We start from the raw sequence: 20606 nt of genomic DNA, 5'->3' as shown, positions 1-20606 counted from the left end.
GCTTTTTTAATTGTATAACAAAGCACTATTAAGACACTTGCTCATGCGTAGGTAATGCCTGCATGACGCCAAGTTGAGTACAGGTATGTGCGCCGCATTTCACCGCAAACCTAGCGGCTAACTCTAGCTTATGAGTGTTATTGGCTAAGTTCTCTTTGTTCACACCAAGTTGCGAGATATAGAATAAAAAACCGCTGATCAGACTATCACCTGCACCAGTGGTATCAACCACTTGAACATCAGGCGTGGGCACTTCGATACATCGCGATTGGGTGATCAGTTTTACAGGGTGTTTACCATTTGACACCAGTACAACTTTAACGCCCAAAGTAAACAACCAATGACAATATTGCTGTGATGTTGAATTAGCCGCTTGGCTCAGGTATTCCAGCTCTTCAAGGCTAAATTTGAGAATGTCGCTGTACGCATAACAGGCTTCAATTCGGCTGCTCAGTTGCGATACGTCATGCCATAAATTCAGTCTAAGGTTTACATCAAAACTAATCAGTTGTTGATGTACAGCCGCTTGTTTAAGTAGCGCCATGTGTGTTTTGCTAATCTCACTGGTAGTGAGCGTGTTAGAGCAAAAATGAAATAATCCACATATAGGCCACTGAAACGTGGCAAAGTGAGCTTCGCTCACCAAGAGATCGGCAGTTTGATTGCGATAAAAACTAAACTGCCGGTCGTTATACTCATCAAGAGTGACAACAGCAAGTGCCGTGTTGGTATTATCGAAAGTAGGGCAGTACCTTGTTTTTACACCATAAGAGTCTAATGTGCTGCGGATCTTTTTCCCAAAAGCGTCGTTTGCCAGTCCGCCTAAAAACTCAGCTGTACCACCGAGCTTCGCAAAGCCCACGGCGGCATTGGCTGGAGCCCCTCCGACGATGGGCAACAGCGCGCCTTCTTGATTAGGCAGTAAATCAATTAATGCCTCGCCAAAACAGGTAAATTTCATCGCAGCACTGTGTGACATAGTGGGCCCTCTAGAATTGATACTTGAGTGTAAATGATGTTGTTCGACCGTTGATACTGCGGGCGCGAATAATCCCGTTGCTCGGTATGCTGCCTTCTTCCGCTTCTGTGATGCCAACAGTATCGAATAGGTTGTTAACATTCAAAGACACTGAGAGATTTGGTGTTACATCATAACTGGCAAAAGCATTAACTTGCGTGTATCCATCTAGCTTTAAATCATTATTGTCTTGCGCATACGCATCGCTGGTACCGATTAAGCTCACTCCAATTGCACCTTGTTCCATGTTGTAACGACCCATGAGTGAGTAAATAAAATCAGCCTGACGACGCGGTGTGTGACCAACCACGTCAGGAGATAATGCATCTTTGGCAATCTTGGCATCGGTCCAAGTGACGTTGCCTCTAAAGTCAAATGAGCCGACAAAATAGACCCCTTCAAGTTCTATCCCGTGTGCCTCGTATTGGCGGTCAAAAAACTTTTGGCTGGTGGCTTCAAAATTTTGCTCTTCAGTTTGCGCGTAAAAGGCGGTGGCAAACAAGCTACCACTGTCAAAGCGCTGTTTAATGCCTAATTCAATTTGTGTGACTTCATCGATGGCATCTTCTTTTGCAACACTGCCATCTGAGGCAACTTTACCAAATAGTAAGCGATCCGCATTGGCGCGGGCTCCTTCACTGACACGAGCAAAAATGGCTCGATGGGTATTGATTTGGTAGTTCGCACCCACTGAATAACTGGTATAGTCCCAGTCATAGTTTACTACGCTTGGGTTGGCTAGATTGATTCCTGCCACTTGCTCTTCGGGTTTGGAGATAACGCCATCGCCGTTAATATCTCGCTCTGACACCACGGCACCTGCGTATGTGCCTGTCGCTTCCCCTTTGTCATAGCGTACGCTGGCATCAAGGGTAATATCACCAAGCTGGCTAGAAACGGCAATATAGGGCGCTTTGGTAGAATAATCGGTATCGTAATTACGTTGACAGCAGTTACCCCAAGCAGGTGTGCCGTATGCATAGAGACCATTGTCAGAGTACGGCGTACCATCGGCGGCAAATACATCTATCAGGGCCGCATTGTCACCCTTTAACTCCATCAGATAAGAGTTCCACAGCCAAGACATAGCAATGCTCTGCTCAGATGTGTAAAAGCCCAAAGTGATGGCGGTGTCGCTGTCTAGGGTTTTAGTTAACTTAATATCGTTCACGAGCGAACCAAAATCTTGCATTTCTACATCAAAGGTATGAATTCGCATGATATTTTGGTCACTTACAGTCATACCTGTTTGCGGACCATTGGCATATTTTAGTGTTGCATTTTCATCAGCAATACTTGACGCGATATTTTGTGCATCACCCACTTCGGCAGGAAACGGTGCATTAAAGGTGCCTTTAACGCTAGAAATACGTAAACGGTTTTCTATTTTCCAGTTGTTGTCTAAATCAAAACTAGCTTCTACCCCAAAGCTGTCAACTTGCGGATGCATGCCATCGCGCAGATCCCCTTGTCGATTTTCATTGTTCGCGCCTAACCCTTGTGTTTTTATAAAGTAAGCTGAGTGGGGTGTATCGTCGAGCGCGTCAAACCTACTTAAAGAGTCGCCGTTGGCGTGCATTGGCATGGGTAGGTAGCCTGTGCTTCTGTCATCTAAATGTTTAAAATAGAGGCGCACATAACCACTATCAAATTCTTTGGTCAGGTTCGCTTTGATTTGACCGCCTTTGTTGCCTGTGTAACCTGTGTTTCTGGCTCCTTCACCTTGGCGCACAAAACCACCAATATGAAAGCGTACAGAATCAGACAAGTAACTACCGAATTCAAAGTCAGTTCTAAACTCGTCGTAATCTAAACCGAATGTAGTTGCGATACTACCTGATTCACTCTCGCCCGTTTTAGAAATAAAGTTGATAATGCCCCCTGGTGCATTGCTTGCTGCCGTCGAGGCCGAACCACCGCGAATAGACTCAACGGTTTGCACGGTGTTATCAAGGCGCATAAAAATATCAGCATTACCAAAGGCAATATCGCCAAATTGTAAAATAGGTAGGCCATCTTCTTGTAGTTGCAAAAACTTCGCCCCACCAGAGGCGACAGGTAAACCTCTAACAGCGATGTTGGCATTACCATCACCGCCAGTTGCTTCAGAGCGAACGCCGGGCAAAATTCTGAAAGCCTCAGCTGTGGTTCTGGGGGTTGAAACGTTAATTTGTTCCGCAGAGATGCTGCTAACCGAGACACTTGAAGCCATAACCGTGCGCTTTTGTGGCACACCCGTCACGATGATTTTTTCCAGTTCATTTTTTTGCTTGGCGTTATTTTGTGTTGGTTCTTGTGCCCATGCGTTCGATCCTATGGCAAGTGTAATAGCACTTAGCGCAAACCAAGTTGGGGTTATTCTTCTCATAATATGCCTCATTGTTGTCAATTTGCAGTATGGAACACTAAACTGAAGCTACATACTTAATCGATTAAGTAAGTTAGCAAAAATAATGTGTTTTGCAATGATAATTTGCGCGATAATTGTGCGTTATATTTTAACTTGCTGTTTTTTATTATAAAAAAGTGTCCAACTTTGGTGCATCGTTGAACACTTTTGTGGCAACTCTAGACGGCCGCGAGACGCATTTGTGCAGGGTTACGCCACCAGTTATAAAACATAGCGAACATAAGTAAGGCGGCAAAGGCGGTAGCGAGGGCAAAACCATGTCGAATATGACCAAAGTAGTCGCTTACTACGCCCATTAGTAGTGGCGCAAGTGCGGCTGACAAAGCGGTAAAAAATAAGATAATACCCGCTACCGACCCATGTTGATGCTTTGCAAAGCAAGATATACCTTTGGAATTTAGAGTTGGGTAGATCATCGACATAAACAGCCCACTCAGTGGTAAGCTGACCACCGCTGCGTTTACACCAAAAATGTAAGTGGCTAAATAACATATAAAAATTGCAACGCTTAGGACCAGCATAACGATCTGCCAGCTAAATACATTTAACAACCACGTGGCCATAAAGCGTCCTAGTGCTCTTAGTATAAAGAAAATGGTTAACGCATAGGTCGCCAATAAGGTCCACTCGCCTTGATAGGTTTTTAACAAGGTGGGCATCCACACATAAATGGCCACTTCGGTTGCAACATACAGGGCAATCGCTGCAGAAAAACCCAGCGCATGTAAGTCTTTGAACATTAGCAACGTGTGTTTAAAGCTTGGAGCCTGCTGAGATAGCGGCTTTGGCTTAGCGACAAAGTGTACTTTGAGCGTTGCTAAACTAAGTAGTACACACAATACACCCGCTAAAACATAAAGATAAACCCAGCTAACACCCACTGTTATCATATAACTTACCAGAGCTGGGCCAACGATTGCGCCGATGGCAAAAAAGCCCTCTACGGTATTCATGGTTTTGGTATGGGCGTGGCTGGTTGGGCTCAGATCGCCAAGCAGGGCCAGTGCTGCTGTTTTAAATAAGCCAATCGCAACACCTATGAGGCTTAACAGCACCACAAATATTATAAAGTTGTTGCTAATGGCAAAGGCAAAGCATGCTAAGGAAAATAGTGTAAAGCCAATTAGAATAGTGGATTTATGGCCAATTTTATCGGCCAGAAAGCCCAAACATAAACCACTTATAGCTATCCAAATCATGGGGGCATAATGAAATGCACTAGCCTGAGTCATGCTTAGGTTATACTGTTCGATCAATTCAGGAATGATCACGCCCACTGCGTCTGATGTCATCGCAAACATAAAGAACATCATATACGTCAGCCAGCGGAGCGTTGTTAAGTTGCTGGTTGTCATAGTACTTGCCTCAACGGTTAACTGGCTGATCTGTAATAAGTCTAGTGTGTGTGTCTGGGGTGTCAGCCAATTTTATTTTAAATAATGCTTGAATATAGTTAGGGGTTGAATAAAGATATATCTTAATCGATTAAGAATCAACTTTAGAGTATAGAGCGGAATTATGAAAAACCAAGTGCAATTGATCACCTATGCTGATCGCCTGACAGGCAACGGCCTAACACAATTAAAGCAACTTCTTGATGACTCGTTTGGTGGATTATTTTCAGGTGTGCATATTTTGCCGTTCTATTATCCCATTGATGGTAGTGACGCAGGGTTTGATCCCATAGATCATACTCAAGTAGATAGCCGCCTTGGTACTTGGCAAGCGCTATCTGATATAGGCCAAAGCTATGAAGTGATGGCGGATTTAATTGTTAACCATGTTTCAGCCCAATCTGATGAGTTTCAAGATGTCTTAGCACAGGGGCATAAATCGCCGTACTGGTCGATGTTTTTAAAAGAAACTGATGTATTTCCTGATGGCATAACCCAAGCCCAAGCGAGTGCTATTTTTAGGCCTAGACCAACGAGCTGTTTTTCGCCTAAAAAGCTGGCTAGCGGCGAAGTTGTCAATTTTTGGACTACTTTTACCGACAATCAGATAGATATAAATGTTGAAAGCGACTCAGGTAAACGTTATCTCGATTCGGTGCTTAACTTATTTGCCAATAATGGTGTGAAAATCATTCGTCTTGACGCAGCTGGGTTTGCCATCAAGCGTGCAGGGACTAGTTGCTTTATGAGTGATGAAACCTTCGTATTTATACAACAGTTAGCTGAACGAGCACGTCGGCTGGGGATGGAAACAATTGCAGAGATCCACAGCCATTATAAAACACAGATCGCAGTGGCGAAAAAAGTCGATAGAGTTTACGACTTTGCGCTGCCACCTCTTGTTCTGCATACCTTGTTTAGTAAAAATGTAGACGCGTTGGTATCTTGGTTAGCTATCTCGCCTCGTAACTGTTTAACTGTGCTGGATACCCATGATGGCATTGGCATTGTTGATGCGGGCCCTGAGGGGGATAAATCTGGGTTATTAAATGCCAACGAAATCGATGAATTGGTGCAACAAATCCATGTCAATAGCCAAGGAGAGAGCCTCAAAGCCACTGGAGCTGCCGCAAGCAATGTTGATCTTTACCAAGTAAATTGCACCTATTACGATGCGTTGGGTAAAGACGATTTAGCGTATTTAACTGCGCGTGCCATTCAGTTTTTTTCACCGGGCGTACCGCAAGTTTATTACGTTGGGTTGTTGGCACTTAACAACGACATGGCATTACTGGAAAAAACGCAAGTAGGCAGAGATATCAATCGTAGTTATTTATCGTTAGAGCAAGTGCATATGCAGTTAGACAAACCCGTTGTTAAAGGATTGTGTGAGCTGATTAAACTGCGCAATGAGAGTAATGCTTTCAATGGAGAGTTTTCGGTGCAAGGCGCACACAATGCATTGAGCATGAAGTGGCAAAATCTACAAGAACTTGCCTGCCTCGATATTGATTTTATACAAGGAACAACCGTACTTAGCTTTAGTTGCGCTAAACAAAATAAGGTAATCAACTTAGCTGATTTGCTGAGATGAAAAACCCCAAATCAAATGGGCTAAGTGGATTGGCCCACTCTCAACTCAAACGGTAAGATTAATTGTTGCTTCTGTTTATTGATAAATAACTCAGCGGCATGTTGGCCTTTGGTTTCGCTGTTTTGATGTATGGTGGTGATCGAAGGATTAAATAGCTGGGCTTCATCAATACCATCAAAGCCAACAATTTTTAATTCTTGGGGCACTTTTATCCCTTGCTCAAGCGCTTCTCTTGCTGCTGCAAGTGCAATTAAATCGCTCATGCATAACAATACATTTGGTCGTGGTTGCACGCTTAATGCCTCTTTTGCAGCGATACGTGCCCAACGTTCGCTGCTCTCGGGGATATTCCATGTTCTATCTTCAGACATTGCTATATTTGCTTCTTGCAAAGCCTGTCTAAATCCGGCCAAGCGTTGGTGAGCAATAGAGGTATTGAGTTTTGGGAGATGGTGATCATAGACGCGGCAAATGAGCTCTGTGTCTAACAGTCGCAAGCCTAAAATAGCAACATAAGCCTCTTCTGAGGCATCGCTAAATGTTTTGAATGCTTGATTTGCAACATTATAGGCTGCTTGGTGATTGTCAATGTTAACACTGGCCTGACCGTTTAGCTCAAAATCAACAGCAACAACTTCTTTATTGAGTACCTCAAGATGGTTAATGAGTTTGGTATTTCTTGGTCTGCCATAGCAAATAAAGCCATCAACAAAATCGACAACATTACTGACGTTATCCGCATTGCCAGAAAACAGGAGTAAATTAATCCCTTGAGGTTCAAGCACATTTGCAACACCCCGCATAAAGCTACTTGCGACGGGATCTGAGACCATGTATTCAACGCTATCGGGTAAGACTAACGCGACAATATTGAAGGTGCCCTTTCTAAGAGAGCGGGCTGCTTTATTTGGACCAAAGTAGCCAAGCTCATGACATGCAGATAAGATCTCTTCCCGTCTTTTCTTTGATAACTGATCTGGTCGATTAAAAGCATTTGATACAGTTGCATTGGATACACCTAGATGTGCAGCAATACTTTTTAGGGTCCACTTCTTTACTGTCATTTGCATTTGGCTATTTAGTTTTTTTCTAGTTTACATCAGCATAGATGCTTACTTAAAGCACTAACTAAAACACAACTCATTTATTAATTGACGAATTTGCTGTTGCGCTGGGGCAATCTTCTCCATTGCTAAGTATTCATCTGGTTGGTGCGCTTGCTCTATGCTACCAGGCCCCATCACAATTGTTTCGCAACCAAGCTGCTGTATAAATGGTGCCTCAGTACAATAGTTGACCGCAACAGCTTTGGTTTGTGATATCTGCTCAGCCAGTTTGACTAAAGCACTATCCGTTTTGCCACTAAATGCAGGAATAGGGTCGTGCAAATCAATCACCGAGACACTATTTGGGTATTGGGCGTTTAGTGGTGCGACTGCCTCTAGTAGCAAAGCTTGTAACTCTTTTATGCTTAAACCTGGTAGTGGGCGCAAATCGATATGTAGCTCGCAGCAGCCGCAAATACGATTGGCGTTATCGCCGCCATGGATATGCCCTAAGTTTAACGTAGGGTAAGGAATCGCAAAATCACCAAGTGAATATTTATTCTTTAATTCTTCTTTGAGGTGTAATAATTTTGCAATCACCTTGTGCATGATTTCAATTGCGTTGAGTCCTCGTTCAGGATCAGAACTATGGCCAGAGCGTCCGACCACACGAATGGCGCTGCTCATATGACCTTTGTGGGTGTATACCGGTGTCATATCAGTGGGTTCGCCAATAATGCAGCGTGCTGGCTTTAAATCACAGTGTTTTGCTACTTGCTGCGCACCCGCCATCGTTGTTTCTTCATCAGCAGTGGCAAGAATAAGTAGTGGTTGAGTCTGAACAGCTCCCTGTTCATCTAGGGTTTTTATTGCATCTAAAACAAAAGCGAAAAAGCCTTTCATATCTATAGAGCCAAGGCCGTAAAGGCGGTTGTCATGTTGCTCTAACTTGAATGGATTGAAGTTCCAGCGACTGTCATCAAAGGGCACCGTATCCGTATGTCCAGCCAGCATTAAGCCACCGTGTCCTTGACCGCGCTTTGCCAGTAAGTTGAATTTTCCTGGTGCACTTTCAAGTTCGGTGATCTCGACGTTAAAACCTAAACTTTCACACCAACTGGCGAGCAAATCAATGACCGGGCGGTTACTCATGTTTAATGCGTCGTCCAAAGCACTGATTGAAGGGTTAGCAATTAATTGTTGGTACATACCTAAAAAAGTGGGGCTGGTCATAAAAAGTCCAAAATATTTATCCAAAGTGTTTGCATAACAATTTAAAGGTGTTTAATATGAATATCAATTCACTTTTTTAGCATAAATATATTTAGAGGCTGGCATGCGACGATACTCATTCACCATTTAATTTCATTTTGACTAGAAAACGCAATACAAATTAGAGAGCAGCATTAAAAATGATGAATGTAACGAAGAAAATCGCCGTAGTTGGCGCCAGCGGATATAGCGGCGCGGAACTCGCCAGTTTAATAGCCAAACACCCTAACTTCTCCCTGTCAGGTTGTTACGTGTCAGAGCAAAGCTTGGATAAGAACAAATTATTGAGTCAGTTATATCCAGAGCATGGAGTTTTGCTCGACACGCCCTTACTCCCCTTGTCAGAAGAAGCGTTTACTGAAATCAAAGCTCAGGCTGATTATGTGTGTTTGTGTACTGACCATAAAGTGAGTGTAGAACTTGCTCCAAAGTTTCTTGAAATGGGGAAAAGGGTTTTTGATTTATCTGGTGGCTATCGTTTAGCTACCAGTCAAGATTATGAGCAGTATTACGGCTTTTGCCACCCTTATGAACAATGGCTAAAGCAAGCCGAATATGGCCTGGCAGAGTGGAATGCACAAGCGATAGCGACAGCGCAATTGGTTGCTGTTGCTGGGTGCTATCCAACTGCAGCGTTAAACGCACTGAAACCGCTTAAACAAGCCGATTTAATCGCAAATGAAAAAGTGATTATCAACGCTGTCTCGGGCGTAACGGGAGCTGGTAGAAAAGCCAGCATCAATACCCATTTTTGTGAAGTCTCTTTGGCACCCTATGGCCTGTTTAATCATCGTCATACGCCAGAAATTAAACAGTACCTTGGCCATGACGTGTTATTTACCCCGCACTTAGGCAACTTCGCTCGTGGCATTTTAGAAACTATTTACGTGCCGTTAAAACCACAAGTGACCTGCAATCAAGTTGAAGCCGCATATCAAGTATTAGCAGATGAGCCGTTAATCAGATTAAAAGGCACACAGCTTCCGTCAATCAAAGGTGTTGCTGGATTGCCGTATGTTGATATCGGTTGGCAACAACAAGGCAATCAGCTGATTGTGGTTGTTGCGATTGATAACCTTTTAAAAGGTGCGGCGGGTCAAGCATTGCAATGCATGAATTTAGCGAGTCAGTTACAGCCAGAACTGGGTTTAAAGGGAGTCTGGTAATGCAAACTTGGGTGATAAAAGTCGGTGGTGCGGTACTGGATACTGAAGATGCAGCCAATGCATTATTTAAGCATCTGGCGCATGTGAGTAAGCAAGATAACACCAAGCAATTTGTGGTGGTGCATGGCGGCGGCGCGTTGGTTGATCGTTGGTTGAATGATGCTGGGTTTGCTACGGCAAAACACCAAGGCTTGCGTATTAGTCCCAAAGAACAGATGCCATACATTGTTGGTGCATTAGCTGGTTGTGCCAATAAGCAGCTGATGGCACAGGCAATCACTGCTGGATTGCAGCCCGTTGGATGTTGCTTGTATGAAGCTGGACTAATTGCAAAACAAAAACTCAAAGCACTTGGTCAAGTTGGTGAGTGTGTTGAGGGAGTCTCGAGTTTACTGCCAGCTATGTTGGAGCTTGGCCGTACGCCATTGGTCAGCTCTGTAGGTCTTGGAGATGATGGACAGTTATTCAACGTTAATGCCGATGAAGCTGCGGCAGAGATTGCTAGTCTCCTCAATGCTGAACTTATTTTTATGACGGATGTTGAAGCGGTGTTGGATGCTAATAAACAACCTCTTCATCAGCTCAACCAAACACAAATTGAAGAATTAATAAAAGCAGGAGTGATAGTGGGCGGAATGGAGGTCAAAGTTAAGACCAGCCTTCGCGCAGCCCAACACTTACGACGTGGTGTGTATATCTCCAGCTGGCAAAAGCCAGAGAATCTTGTTGCGTTACTCAATGGCGCACACGTTGGTACACAGATCACACCATAGGAAAAAATATGTTACAGCATTTTTTAACCGGTCTTGAGTTAGACCAAACAAAGATATTAAAGCTACTTAAGCTTGCACAAAACATTAAAAATCAGCCACAAGAGTATGCTAATGCGCTAACAGGTAAGTCGATAGTGACATTGTATGAAAAACCAAGCCTGCGTACTCGGTTATCTTTTGACATTGGCATTAATAAGCTTGGTGGTCATGCGGTTTACCTTGATCAGCAAAATGGTGCCATGGGTAACCGTGAGTCAGTAAAGGACTTTGCGCTGAATATCTCGGCATGGGCTGACGGCCTAGTTGCTCGGGTTAATCACCACAGCACTTTGAATACACTGGCTGAGCATGCCTCTATTCCGGTGGTTAATAGTCTGTGCAACTTGTATCACCCTTGCCAAGCATTGGCTGACTTTTTAACGCTGCAAGAAGTGCATGGTGATGTGAGCCAGTTGAAATTGGCGTATTTAGGTGAAGGTAACAATGTTACTCACTCGCTGATGTTATTAGCTGCCACATTGGGAACTGATTTTGTTGCTGTTTGCCCTAAAGGGCACTCACCGGATGCACAAATTGTCAAACAAGCTGAGCAAATTGCTGCAGCGAATGGCGCATCAGTGCTGATAAGTGACCGTGTTGAAGCCGCTGTAGGTGCCAATGCTCTCTACGCAGATACATGGGTCTCTATGGGTAACAATGCTTGCCTAGAGCAAGTAAAACAAACCTTTATGCCATATCAAATTAATGCAGCACTGCTGCAGCAAACAGGCGCAAGTACCGTGCTGCACTGCCAACCAGCTCACCGCGAGTACGAGATCACCTCTGAGGTGATGGATGGTAAAAATTCAAAAATAATTCAACAAGCTGAAAACCGCATGCATGCCCAGAATGCTCTGCTGGTATCACTGTTAAATCCAAATTATGTGTAAGGATGTAAAGCAAAATGAGCGAAATTAAAAAAGTAGTATTGGCCTATTCTGGTGGCTTGGATACATCGGCAATTGTTCCTTGGTTAAAGGAAAATTACGACTGTGAAGTGGTTGCATTTGTTGCAGATGTGGGCCAAGGCGAAGAAGAACTTGCTGGCGTTGAAGAAAAAGCCATCGCATCCGGTGCATCTGAGTGTTATATCGTTGATCTCAAAGAGCAGATGGTCAGTGATTACATTTATCCGACTTTGAAAACCGGCGCAATTTATGAAGGTACCTACTTACTAGGAACTTCTATGGCCCGTCCTATCATCGCGAAAGCACAAGTTGAAATTGCACGCAAAGTAGGCGCAGATGCACTGTCTCATGGCTGCACTGGCAAGGGCAATGATCAGGTGCGCTTTGAGTCATGTTTTGCCGCGCTTGCGCCCGATCTTAGGGTAATAGCGCCATGGCGTGAATGGAGCTTATCGAGTCGTGAGTCGCTGCTGGACTATTTAGCTGAGCGTAATATTCCCTGTGCAGCATCGGCGACAAAAATCTACAGCCGTGATGCGAATGCTTGGCATATTTCCCATGAAGGGGGAGAACTTGAAAATCCTTGGAATCAACCAAGTGAACAAGTTTGGACTATGACCGTCTCTCCAGAGCGAGCGCCTGATAAACCTGAGTTTGTGAGCGTGATGGTAGAAAAGGGTGAAGTGGTTGCGGTAAATGGTGAGCGCTATAGCCCTTACCAATGTTTAGTGCAGCTGAATAAGATTGCTGCGCCGCACGGTGTAGGACGCGTAGATATAGTCGAAAACCGCCTAGTTGGTATGAAATCGCGCGGCTGTTATGAAACACCGGGAGGAACTGTGATCATGGCTGCATTGCAAGCCATTGATGAGTTGGTACTGGATAAATCTAGTCGTAAGTGGAAACAAACCCTAGGTGGTGAGTTTGCACACTTGGTTTATGACGGCCGTTGGTTTACGCCATTAAAAGACTCGATTTTGGCCGGCGCACTGGCATTATCTGAGGTGGCGACGGGAGAGGTGGTATTAAAACTCTACAAGGGCCAAGTGAGTGCGGTACAAAAACAGTCAGTTAATAGCTTATACAGTGAAGACTTTGCAACATTCGGCGAAGATGATGTTTACGATCAATCACATGCCGAAGGATTTATTCGTTTATTTTCGCTTTCTAGTCGGATTGCGGCTTTAAATAAAAAGTCGTAGTTCAGGGCGTTAGGAGAAACATTATGGCGTTATGGGGCGGGCGTTTTTCATCAGGTCCGAATGCGGCATTCAAGCAGTTTAATGACTCTTTGCCATTTGATTATCAACTGGCAGAGCAGGATATTGTGGGCTCTATTGCGTGGGCTGGCGCGTTGGCACAAGTTAACGTACTAAGCGAGCAAGAACATCAAGACTTGGTAGCTGCGTTGAATCAATTGCTGGAGCGTATTCAGCAAGATTTAAGTGCGGTTGCGAGTGCTGGTTATGAGGATATTCACTCTTACGTTGAGGCAAAGCTCATTGAGCAAGTGGGCGACTTGGCTAAAAAGCTACATACAGGGCGTAGTCGTAATGACCAAGTTGCCACAGACTTTAGGCTTTGGAGCCGTCAGAGTGCTGAGCAGTTGCTTGCCGCGCTTGGTTCGCTTAAGTCTGCATTTGTGCAATTGGCCGAGCGTGAACTTGGCACCATCTTACCGGGTTATACGCATTTGCAACGTGCACAACCAGTACTGTTTAGCCACTGGTGTATGGCGTACGTAGAAATGCTAGAGCGCGATGAATCTCGCCTGCAAGATGCGTTAATGCGTTTGAATGTATGCCCGCTTGGCAGTGGCGCGCTCGCTGGTACTGCTTACCCTATTGATAGAGAAACGCTAGCAACCAATTTAGGTTTTAGCCATGCATGTCGCAATAGTCTCGATGCAGTTTCTGATAGAGACTTTGTGGTAGAGCTACTCAGTTGTGCCAGCATTTCAATGATGCACTTATCTCGCTTTGCTGAGGACATGATTTTTTATAACTCGGGCGAAGCTGGATTCATTGAATTAGCCGATAACGTCACGTCAGGCTCATCGCTTATGCCGCAGAAGAAAAACCCTGATGCACTGGAGTTGATCCGTGGCAAAACTGGGCGAGTGTTTGGTGCATTCAGTGCCATGATGATGACACTGAAAGCTTTACCGCTTGCTTACAACAAAGACATGCAAGAAGACAAAGAAGGTTTGTTTGATGCTATGCCAACCTGGCTTGCCTGTATTCATATGGCGCAAGCGTGTATTGAAGGTGTGAAAGTAAACGCTGAAAAAACCCGCGAAGCGGCAAAAGGTGGCCATGCTAATGCCACAGAGCTTGCCGATTATTTAGTCGCAAAAGGGATCCCATTTAGAGAAGGGCATCATATTGTTGGTCAACTTGTGCAGATAGCCATTGCTCAAGGTAATAGCCTCGAAGAGTTGAGTTTAGAGACTTTTAAAAGTGTCTGCGATGTGATTGATGAAGGCGTATACCCCGTGTTAGAGCTTGATGCGGGCATTGCTGCTCGTCAAGCGCTTGGCGGTACATCAGTCACTCAAGTTGAAAGTGCTGTCCGTGCGGCGAAAAAAAAACAACAGATCTTAGTCAGAGACGCGACACTTGACGATGTTGATGCAATTGCCGAATTAATTCAACATTGGGCAAAAGTCGGCGAGAATTTGCCACGAGCTAAAAGTGACATGATCCACTCCATTAATGAATTTGCTGTAACCGTTGTTGATGGCAAGGTGACTGGTTGTGCATCGTTGTATATTTATGATACTGGACTTGCTGAGATCCGCTCTTTAGGTGTTGATCCACAAACGCCTGTTAAAGGTCAAGGTATGCAATTGGTTACTTATTTGTTATCAAAAGCGCGAAAGTTGGCACTAAATCGCATTATTGTGTTAACTCGAGTACCTGGATTTTTCACTAAGCAAGGCTTTAGTTACTGTACAAAAGATACTTTACCCGAAAAAGTGATGAAAGATTGTGACTTATGTTTGCGCAAAGAAAGCTGTGACGAAGTAGCAATGGAATTTGTTTTAAAGGCGGCAAAAAGCACGGTGATCCCGTGTAAATTCGTGGCCTGAACTCCCTGAAGACGACAAAAGGCGCTTGGCTGATCCCAAGCGCTCTTTTTATTTTAAGAAGACCAACCTACTTTTTTGTTTATTCACCTCTACTTTTCGAGTGTCAAAAAAATGTGGCCCACCTTTTGCTTTTAAATGTCTCAATTTTGTAACTGCAAAGTTAATAAATTTTCATTATTTTAATTTACTAAATGAGGTTAATATGAAACTACTAAATGCAATCAAAGCGACAAAAAAACAACCAACAGCAAGTTTAGGTACTAGTCAAGGCCTTGAGCTTTCTGCTAAAGTGCTATCAAATAAAGGGTTATTGTCGCAAGTCAGCGGCGCCCGTGGCGGTGGTGGTGTACTCCCTGCAAATAATTTTTCTTAGGATTAACTAGAGGTGGTATGTTTTTAGAGTTCGGAGGATTAAGTCTACACTTTGATACGATAGTCGTGTTGGGTATGGTACTTGCGTTCGTTTTAAATTTTAGTTTTTATCTTCTGAAGCTTAATCAAAACCTATCGTTGTTACTAAGCTCTAGCCTAATGGCTACTTCTTACTTTCTAAGTAATCACTTTTATGAGTTAGCTGGTATTTTGGATATCGGCTATTTACTCTGGTTGGCGTATGATCTAGTTGCAATAGCAAGCTTGATTTTAATCCACAAATTATTAAAACTTCCGTTATCCGTAGCATGTAAATATGTCTTGCTAGGTCTTTCTCTCAATAGCGTTTTGTTTATCTCGATGCACATCGATCGTTTTGTGCTTTTAAATGACACTCACTGGTGGTTGTGGACAGTGTATAGTTTGATGGTCAATGTGTTTGATTTAATGATGGTTGCAGCGCTGATCCTTAATAGAGATTTTTTGCTTATTTTAAGGGCGAAAAAACAAATAAAGCACTTCTTATTTAAAAGATTTCAGAAGTTACCTAACTAAAAATCAAACACATTAATCAAGCTAAATTAGGTATTATCACAGATAATAATATGACTTTCACAGATTTCTTTTTTGTTAAGCTTGGTCCTTTACTACACGTAATAAATATTTTCTGTATGGTAATCGCTTTTTTTGTTCACCTACTACACAAACCATTAGCGACAAGTGAACGTGGTTCTGTATTGATGACGCTTGGCTTAACATCAATATCGTACGGGCTATCATTTACTACCTTTGATTGGCATACATCATTTTTATTAAATCCTTATGTGCTTTTTATTATTTATGATATTGAGCTGTTGCTTCTCCTTTGGTTGCTACATGTCGCTTTACGACAAAAGTTTAGTATTTCTTTCTTCTACTTATTCGTTTTTTCTGTAATCGATATGTTGCTTCACGTATCCATGTATGTGGATCTTGTTATTTTCGAGCACAATGAATTATGGTGGTTTTGGTATATTCCAGCCATTTTGGGTAAGTTTACAGCTTTGTGTCTGGTGATCGGATTATGCAGCAACAGAGATTTCTTAAAACTTAAAAATATACTTCGAGTAAAATAAGAACTCGTTATTGCACTTATCACAAATAGAGACTTTTTATACTTCAGAGGCGCGGTGAAGAAAATCACCGCGCGTCTGAGTATATATAAGCAAGTAACTTAAGAATATGCGACTTGCTTGATAGCTTTATTTTGACAATTAAAATTGGTACTCCCAACTCAATTTAACGGCACTGTGTGTATCTTTGTCCTTAGCCTGAGCTGTGGATTTGTCCTGCCAAACCGAGATACCTGTCTTTAATAGGCCATTAAAAAGGCCTTGCTGATAGCCAAGCTCTAGCAATGTACGTTCCACTTTTAGGTATTCAAAATCGATAAATTTTAATTTAGCAAAGGCACCAAATCCGGCTAAAGCGTGATAATCAGCGGCAAGGGTAACACTTTTTGCTTGTGGGCCAATGGCTGCACCAAGCCACTGTTGGCGCTGCGTATATTCGGAGCCGCCTGAGGTTAGCGCAAAATTACACTGAAAACTTGCCTGTTGAGCCTGACAATCAGTGGTGCTATCGCTGTATTCTAAATAACTTTTTAGACGATATTGTGCGTTACCTGTATAATGTTCAATACCCACTGTGACCATCTTTTCACTTGGCAGGATACCTGTGTCATTATTACCTGTTACCTCTGCGTATGCCGCCAAGGCTTGATTAAATATCGAGCCAGAAAACTTCACATCAATGCCTGTTAAGCGCTGCTTTACAGCAGGCTTTGAATCTAGCAGCGGCTGCTCTAGTACAAAATCGCTTGATGTTGTGCTAAAAGCCACCTCAAGACCATTTAGGGGCGAGCTGGAGAGCCTTAATCCCCAAAAATCACCACTGCGATTATCTAACAAACTCGGTTTTTGTTTTGCAGCGATAGCGGTAACTTGCCAAGGACCAACAAATGAAAAAAGCGATGGCCCCGCATAGTCACTGTTGGCGCGGCTAAGCCGTGAGGCTTTCATAGGTGCGGCGTTGTTTGATAGCATTAGTGCATTTTCGTTGGCTGGGCCCCACCAATAATTGAGCCTTTCAGCACTCACAGCCCAGTTGCCATACAAGATGGCAAGATGACTGCCATAATGGCTTACTTTTTTATCATCAAGCGCTTTATCTGTGTAATTAACCTGCACTTTGGCACTAACATGGCTGTTGGTGATCACCGCGTAACTCGATATCCCAGATTGAGAAGCTTGGCGCTCTCCCATACCATCTTGTAATTTAGGGGCATCATCAAAGTGTGCTTTGATACTAGAGTATTGTTTGCGTTTAGCCTGTTGCAGGGCATGTCTTACATGAGCAAGCGCAAATTCAGCGCTTAGGGGGACATTTTCACCGTCAATCTGTGCTAAATCTTGCACCAGGCCTTGCCACAACAGAGGATATTGATTAACGGGACGATTAATAAGTCCATGACTAACAAGTAAATCAATTGAGTGCTTTAGTTCATTTTCATCACTATTTATCCACGGACTGGCAACTGCATTCTGGCTTAATGTTAGTGCCAATGCAGCACTTAAATATGTTAACTTCATCCGTGTAATTTTTCCTTTAAAGCTTGTGCTACTACAGGGTGAACAAACTCGCTTACATCGCCCCCGTGCAGTGCAACCTCTTTTACTAAAGTTGAAGAGATAAATGAATTGCGCTCAGATGGCGTAAGAAACACGCTCTCTAGGTCGGGATTTAGGCGACGATTCATGTTCGCAAGTTGAAATTCATAGTCAAAGTCAGACACCGCACGGATCCCTCGGATCAACACATTGGCCTTTTGCTGTTTCGCCAAGTCGACCAAAAGTCCTGAAAAACCAATTACTTTAACGTTTTTATATTCAGCGAGTATTTGCTCGGCGAGTGAAACGCGCTCTTTTAGTGAAAAGCAAGGTTGTTTATTTGGGTTATGCGCAATTGCCAATAACACAACATCAAACATTTTTGCAGCACGCTTTATCAAATCAGCATGACCATTAGTAAGTGGATCGAAGGTGCCAGGGTATAGAGCTGTAACTTTCATAACATTGTATCGACAAAAAATTTTGTCCTATGGTAGCAATGTTTTGACTATATTTCACTGGTCTGCTTTGCACTATGTACACTTATATCATATACCCTTTAGTGCTATTTTCAGAGTTGCTAATTGACTATACTGACCCAGTTAGTGAAACAAGTCCTATAATTAATCGCGTGTCAAAGAGATCAGGATATGAATACCAAGGAAAAAATAATTCGTACCAGTATCGCCCTTTTTAACCTGCATGGTGAGAGAGCGATTACGACGAATCATATTGCCTCAAATTTGGGCATTAGCCCTGGCAATTTGTACTACCACTTTAAAAATAAAGAAGACATTATTCGCAATATATTCTCATTGTATCGAGAACATTTAAGCACCCACTTTAAACCTTTAGATACGGAGTTTGAACCACTAGAGCAGTTGACTAAATATTTAGACTCTCTGTTTGATTTAATGTGGCGTTATCATTTCTTTTACGACAATCTGACCGATATTTTGGCAAGAGATGGTGTTCTTAAAAAGCAATATATCGAGTTTCAAACCGATTTGTTTGAACAAGTACGTTCAGTCGTTATTGGTTTAAGAACGAGTAAAGTCATTGATATTACAGATGAAGATGCCAAAGAGCTTGCACACATGCTGAAAATGACAGTGAGTTTTTGGACTCCGTATGTTAAAGCGCGCAGAATGACCGGGGTGCTTGAGCAACAAGATATCTACAACGGTATTGTCAAAGTACTTATGCTGTTTAAGCCATATTGTACTGACTTGAGTGTAGATAAAATTCAAAGTCTGCAAACGCAATATCAGCGACTTGCAGATGAGTCACTGCCTAGCATTGCGTAACAAACCGCTTTAATTGGTTTGTTTATTTCCTAGACGCATAGAAATTTGCTATAATCGCGCGCCCGATGTCCCGGCGCGCATTCGCCCTGCAAAAGAGTTGTTTCTATGTTTAAATTTATCGTCAAACTGCACCCTGAAATTGCCATAAAAAGCAAATCAGTTCGAAAACGCTTCACTAAGTTGTTAGAGAAGAATATCAAGATCCTTTTAAGTCGCGTTGACGAACATGTCAAAGTAAAGAATAACTGGGACAACCTTACGGTTATTAGTGAGTGCTCTGATAGCAAAACGCGCGAAATGCTGATTGATAATTTAAAGCGTGTGCCCGGTATTGTGCAGTTTATAGAAGTTCAAGAAACTACTTTTGAAAACCTTGACGATATCTATCAGCGAACGCTTGAATTAGCTGGTCATACTATTGAAAATAAAACTTTTTGTGTGCGTGTAAAGCGTAACGGTAAGCATGATTTTACCTCAAGCGATGTTGAGCGTTACGTGGGGGGCGGTTTAAACCAACATGTGCCTGGCGCTAAGGTTAAACTCACAAGACCAGACGTAACGGTTAAAATCGAAATAAAAGACGCGCTTGCATATATCGTCACTCACACTCACTACGGTATTGGTGGTTTTCCTCTTCCTAGTCAAGAAGATGTGTTGTCGCTTATCTCTGGTGGCTTTGACTCTGGCGTTGCAACATATCAAATGATCCGTAAGGGCGCTCGTACGCACTTTTTATTCTTTAATCTAGGTGGGGCTGCGCACGAAATAGGGGTTAAGCAGGTTAGTCACTATTTATGGAAAAGATATAGCTCAACCCACCGCGTAAAGTTTATTACCGTTGATTTTGAACCTGTTGTTGCTGAAATCTTAGAAAACGTCGAAAACGGTCAAATGGGTGTTGTGCTTAAGCGTATGATGATGCGCGCTGGTAGCCAGATAGCTGAGCGATTTAATATACCGGCATTGGTGACAGGGGAAAGTATTGGCCAGGTGTCGAGCCAAACGCTTGCAAACCTAAATGTTATTGATCGCGTAACCGAGACCTTGATTGTTCGACCGCTTATCCAGCATGACAAAGCTGACATTATCAAAATCGCGCGTGAAATTGGCACGATTGAAATGGCGGAGGCGATGCCTGAGTACTGTGGTGTTATCTCCAAAAAGCCAACTGTAAAAGCTAAGCTAGAGACTATTTTAGCCGAAGAGCAAAAGTTTGACTTTGATGTACTTAATACAGTGGTCAACAACGCGGTTGTAAAAGATATTCGTGATATTGAAGCTGAGGCGAAAGAAGAAGTTAAAGAAGTCGAAACAGCCAGTGAACTCCCAGAAAATGGGGTTATCTTAGACATTCGTTCTCCCGATGAAGAAGACGCTAACCCATTGGAAATCGAAGGTGTTGAAGTGATGCACTTGCCATTTTTCCGCCTTGCTACAAAGTTTGCTGATCTACCTCAAGATAAAGAATATTACTTATATTGCTCTAAAGGTGTGATGAGTCAGTTACAAGCGCTCATTTTACATGAAAATGGCTTTATGAACGTAAAAGTATATAAACCAGAATAAGT

At 43.0% G+C, this 20606-nt stretch carries 18 protein-coding genes; 11 read left to right on the top strand and 7 right to left on the bottom strand.

The window, feature by feature from the left end; all coding sequences use genetic code 11:
- Positions 1-28 precede the first annotated feature (28 nt).
- The 3 genes from HC733_RS07300 to HC733_RS07290 form a co-directional block, all read right to left on the bottom strand.
- Positions 29-979: a carbohydrate kinase family protein gene (locus tag HC733_RS07300; RefSeq protein ID WP_238937481.1), complete on the bottom strand. Its 951-nt coding sequence runs from the start codon at positions 977-979 to the stop codon at positions 29-31.
- 10 nt (positions 980-989) lie between these two features.
- A complete protein-coding gene (locus tag HC733_RS07295; RefSeq protein WP_190364394.1) occupies positions 990-3386 on the bottom strand; it encodes a TonB-dependent receptor domain-containing protein in 2397 nt (798 codons plus the stop codon).
- A gap of 200 nt (positions 3387-3586) precedes the next feature.
- The gene (locus tag HC733_RS07290; protein ID WP_238937480.1) at positions 3587-4783 is read right to left on the bottom strand and encodes an MFS transporter; all 1197 of its coding nucleotides are present in this window, start codon (positions 4781-4783) and stop codon (positions 3587-3589) included.
- Positions 4784-4946: 163 nt separating this feature from the next.
- Here HC733_RS07290 and gtfA point away from each other — a divergent pair, with 163 nt between their 5' ends.
- Positions 4947-6416: a sucrose phosphorylase gene (gene gtfA / locus HC733_RS07285; protein WP_190364393.1), complete on the top strand. Its 1470-nt coding sequence runs from the start codon at positions 4947-4949 to the stop codon at positions 6414-6416.
- Between the two features lie 20 nt (positions 6417-6436).
- Here gtfA and HC733_RS07280 read toward each other — a convergent pair whose 3' ends face one another.
- Positions 6437-7480: a LacI family DNA-binding transcriptional regulator gene (locus tag HC733_RS07280; RefSeq protein WP_190364392.1), complete on the bottom strand. Its 1044-nt coding sequence runs from the start codon at positions 7478-7480 to the stop codon at positions 6437-6439.
- A gap of 60 nt (positions 7481-7540) precedes the next feature.
- Positions 7541-8695, bottom strand: a complete 1155-nt coding sequence (argE, locus tag HC733_RS07275) for an acetylornithine deacetylase (RefSeq protein ID WP_190364391.1) — start codon at positions 8693-8695, stop codon at positions 7541-7543.
- Positions 8696-8877: 182 nt separating this feature from the next.
- On the opposite strand from argE, the gene argC reads away from it, so the two are divergent.
- The 8 genes from argC (at position 8878) to HC733_RS07235 (ending at position 16198) form a co-directional block, all read left to right on the top strand.
- A complete protein-coding gene (argC, locus tag HC733_RS07270) occupies positions 8878-9900 on the top strand; it encodes an N-acetyl-gamma-glutamyl-phosphate reductase (RefSeq protein ID WP_446727622.1) in 1023 nt (340 codons plus the stop codon).
- Positions 9894-10673 carry an acetylglutamate kinase gene (gene argB / locus HC733_RS07265; protein ID WP_190364422.1) on the top strand — a complete coding sequence of 260 codons (780 nt, stop codon included), beginning with the start codon at positions 9894-9896 and terminating at the stop codon, positions 10671-10673. Before argC ends, argB begins: the two co-directional genes overlap by 7 nt.
- Positions 10674-10681: 8 nt before the next feature.
- On the top strand, positions 10682-11602 hold the full coding sequence (locus tag HC733_RS07260; RefSeq protein WP_190364389.1) for an ornithine carbamoyltransferase: 921 nt from the start codon (positions 10682-10684) through the stop codon (positions 11600-11602).
- Positions 11603-11616: 14 nt separating this feature from the next.
- Complete coding sequence (locus HC733_RS07255; RefSeq protein ID WP_190364388.1) at positions 11617-12822, top strand: argininosuccinate synthase; 1206 nt, start codon at positions 11617-11619, stop codon at positions 12820-12822.
- Between the two features lie 23 nt (positions 12823-12845).
- Positions 12846-14711, top strand: a complete 1866-nt coding sequence (gene argH / locus HC733_RS07250; protein ID WP_190364387.1) for an argininosuccinate lyase — start codon at positions 12846-12848, stop codon at positions 14709-14711.
- Positions 14712-14913: 202 nt separating this feature from the next.
- Positions 14914-15084 carry a hypothetical protein gene (locus HC733_RS07245; RefSeq protein ID WP_190364386.1) on the top strand — a complete coding sequence of 57 codons (171 nt, stop codon included), beginning with the start codon at positions 14914-14916 and terminating at the stop codon, positions 15082-15084.
- A 158-nt stretch (positions 15085-15242) separates the two neighbouring features.
- The gene (locus HC733_RS07240; RefSeq protein ID WP_190364385.1) at positions 15243-15638 is read left to right on the top strand and encodes a hypothetical protein; all 396 of its coding nucleotides are present in this window, start codon (positions 15243-15245) and stop codon (positions 15636-15638) included.
- A 50-nt stretch (positions 15639-15688) separates the two neighbouring features.
- A complete protein-coding gene (locus tag HC733_RS07235; protein WP_190364384.1) occupies positions 15689-16198 on the top strand; it encodes a hypothetical protein in 510 nt (169 codons plus the stop codon).
- 138 nt (positions 16199-16336) lie between these two features.
- Here HC733_RS07235 and HC733_RS07230 read toward each other — a convergent pair whose 3' ends face one another.
- Both HC733_RS07230 and coaD read right to left on the bottom strand, forming a co-directional pair.
- Positions 16337-17713, bottom strand: a complete 1377-nt coding sequence (locus tag HC733_RS07230; protein WP_190364383.1) for a capsule assembly Wzi family protein — start codon at positions 17711-17713, stop codon at positions 16337-16339.
- Entirely contained in the window at positions 17710-18192 is a 483-nt protein-coding gene (gene coaD, locus HC733_RS07225; protein WP_190364382.1) for a pantetheine-phosphate adenylyltransferase, read from the bottom strand. The genes HC733_RS07230 and coaD overlap by 4 nt, the downstream gene beginning before the upstream one ends.
- A 189-nt stretch (positions 18193-18381) precedes the next feature.
- Here coaD and HC733_RS07220 point away from each other — a divergent pair, with 189 nt between their 5' ends.
- Together HC733_RS07220 and thiI are read left to right on the top strand one after the other, a co-directional pair.
- Positions 18382-19038, top strand: coding sequence for a TetR/AcrR family transcriptional regulator (locus HC733_RS07220; protein WP_190364381.1), 657 nt, complete (start codon positions 18382-18384; stop codon positions 19036-19038).
- Positions 19039-19143: 105 nt separating this feature from the next.
- Positions 19144-20604, top strand: a complete 1461-nt coding sequence (thiI, locus tag HC733_RS07215) for a tRNA uracil 4-sulfurtransferase ThiI (protein ID WP_190364380.1) — start codon at positions 19144-19146, stop codon at positions 20602-20604.
- The last annotated feature ends 2 nt before the right edge of the window (positions 20605-20606 follow it).

It is taken from the genome of Pseudoalteromonas sp. S16_S37 (genome assembly GCF_014694405.1).
Taxonomy (GTDB): domain Bacteria; phylum Pseudomonadota; class Gammaproteobacteria; order Enterobacterales; family Alteromonadaceae; genus Pseudoalteromonas.
Note: the sequence above shows the minus strand (reverse complement) of the source record. Positions and strands in the feature narration are given on the sequence as shown.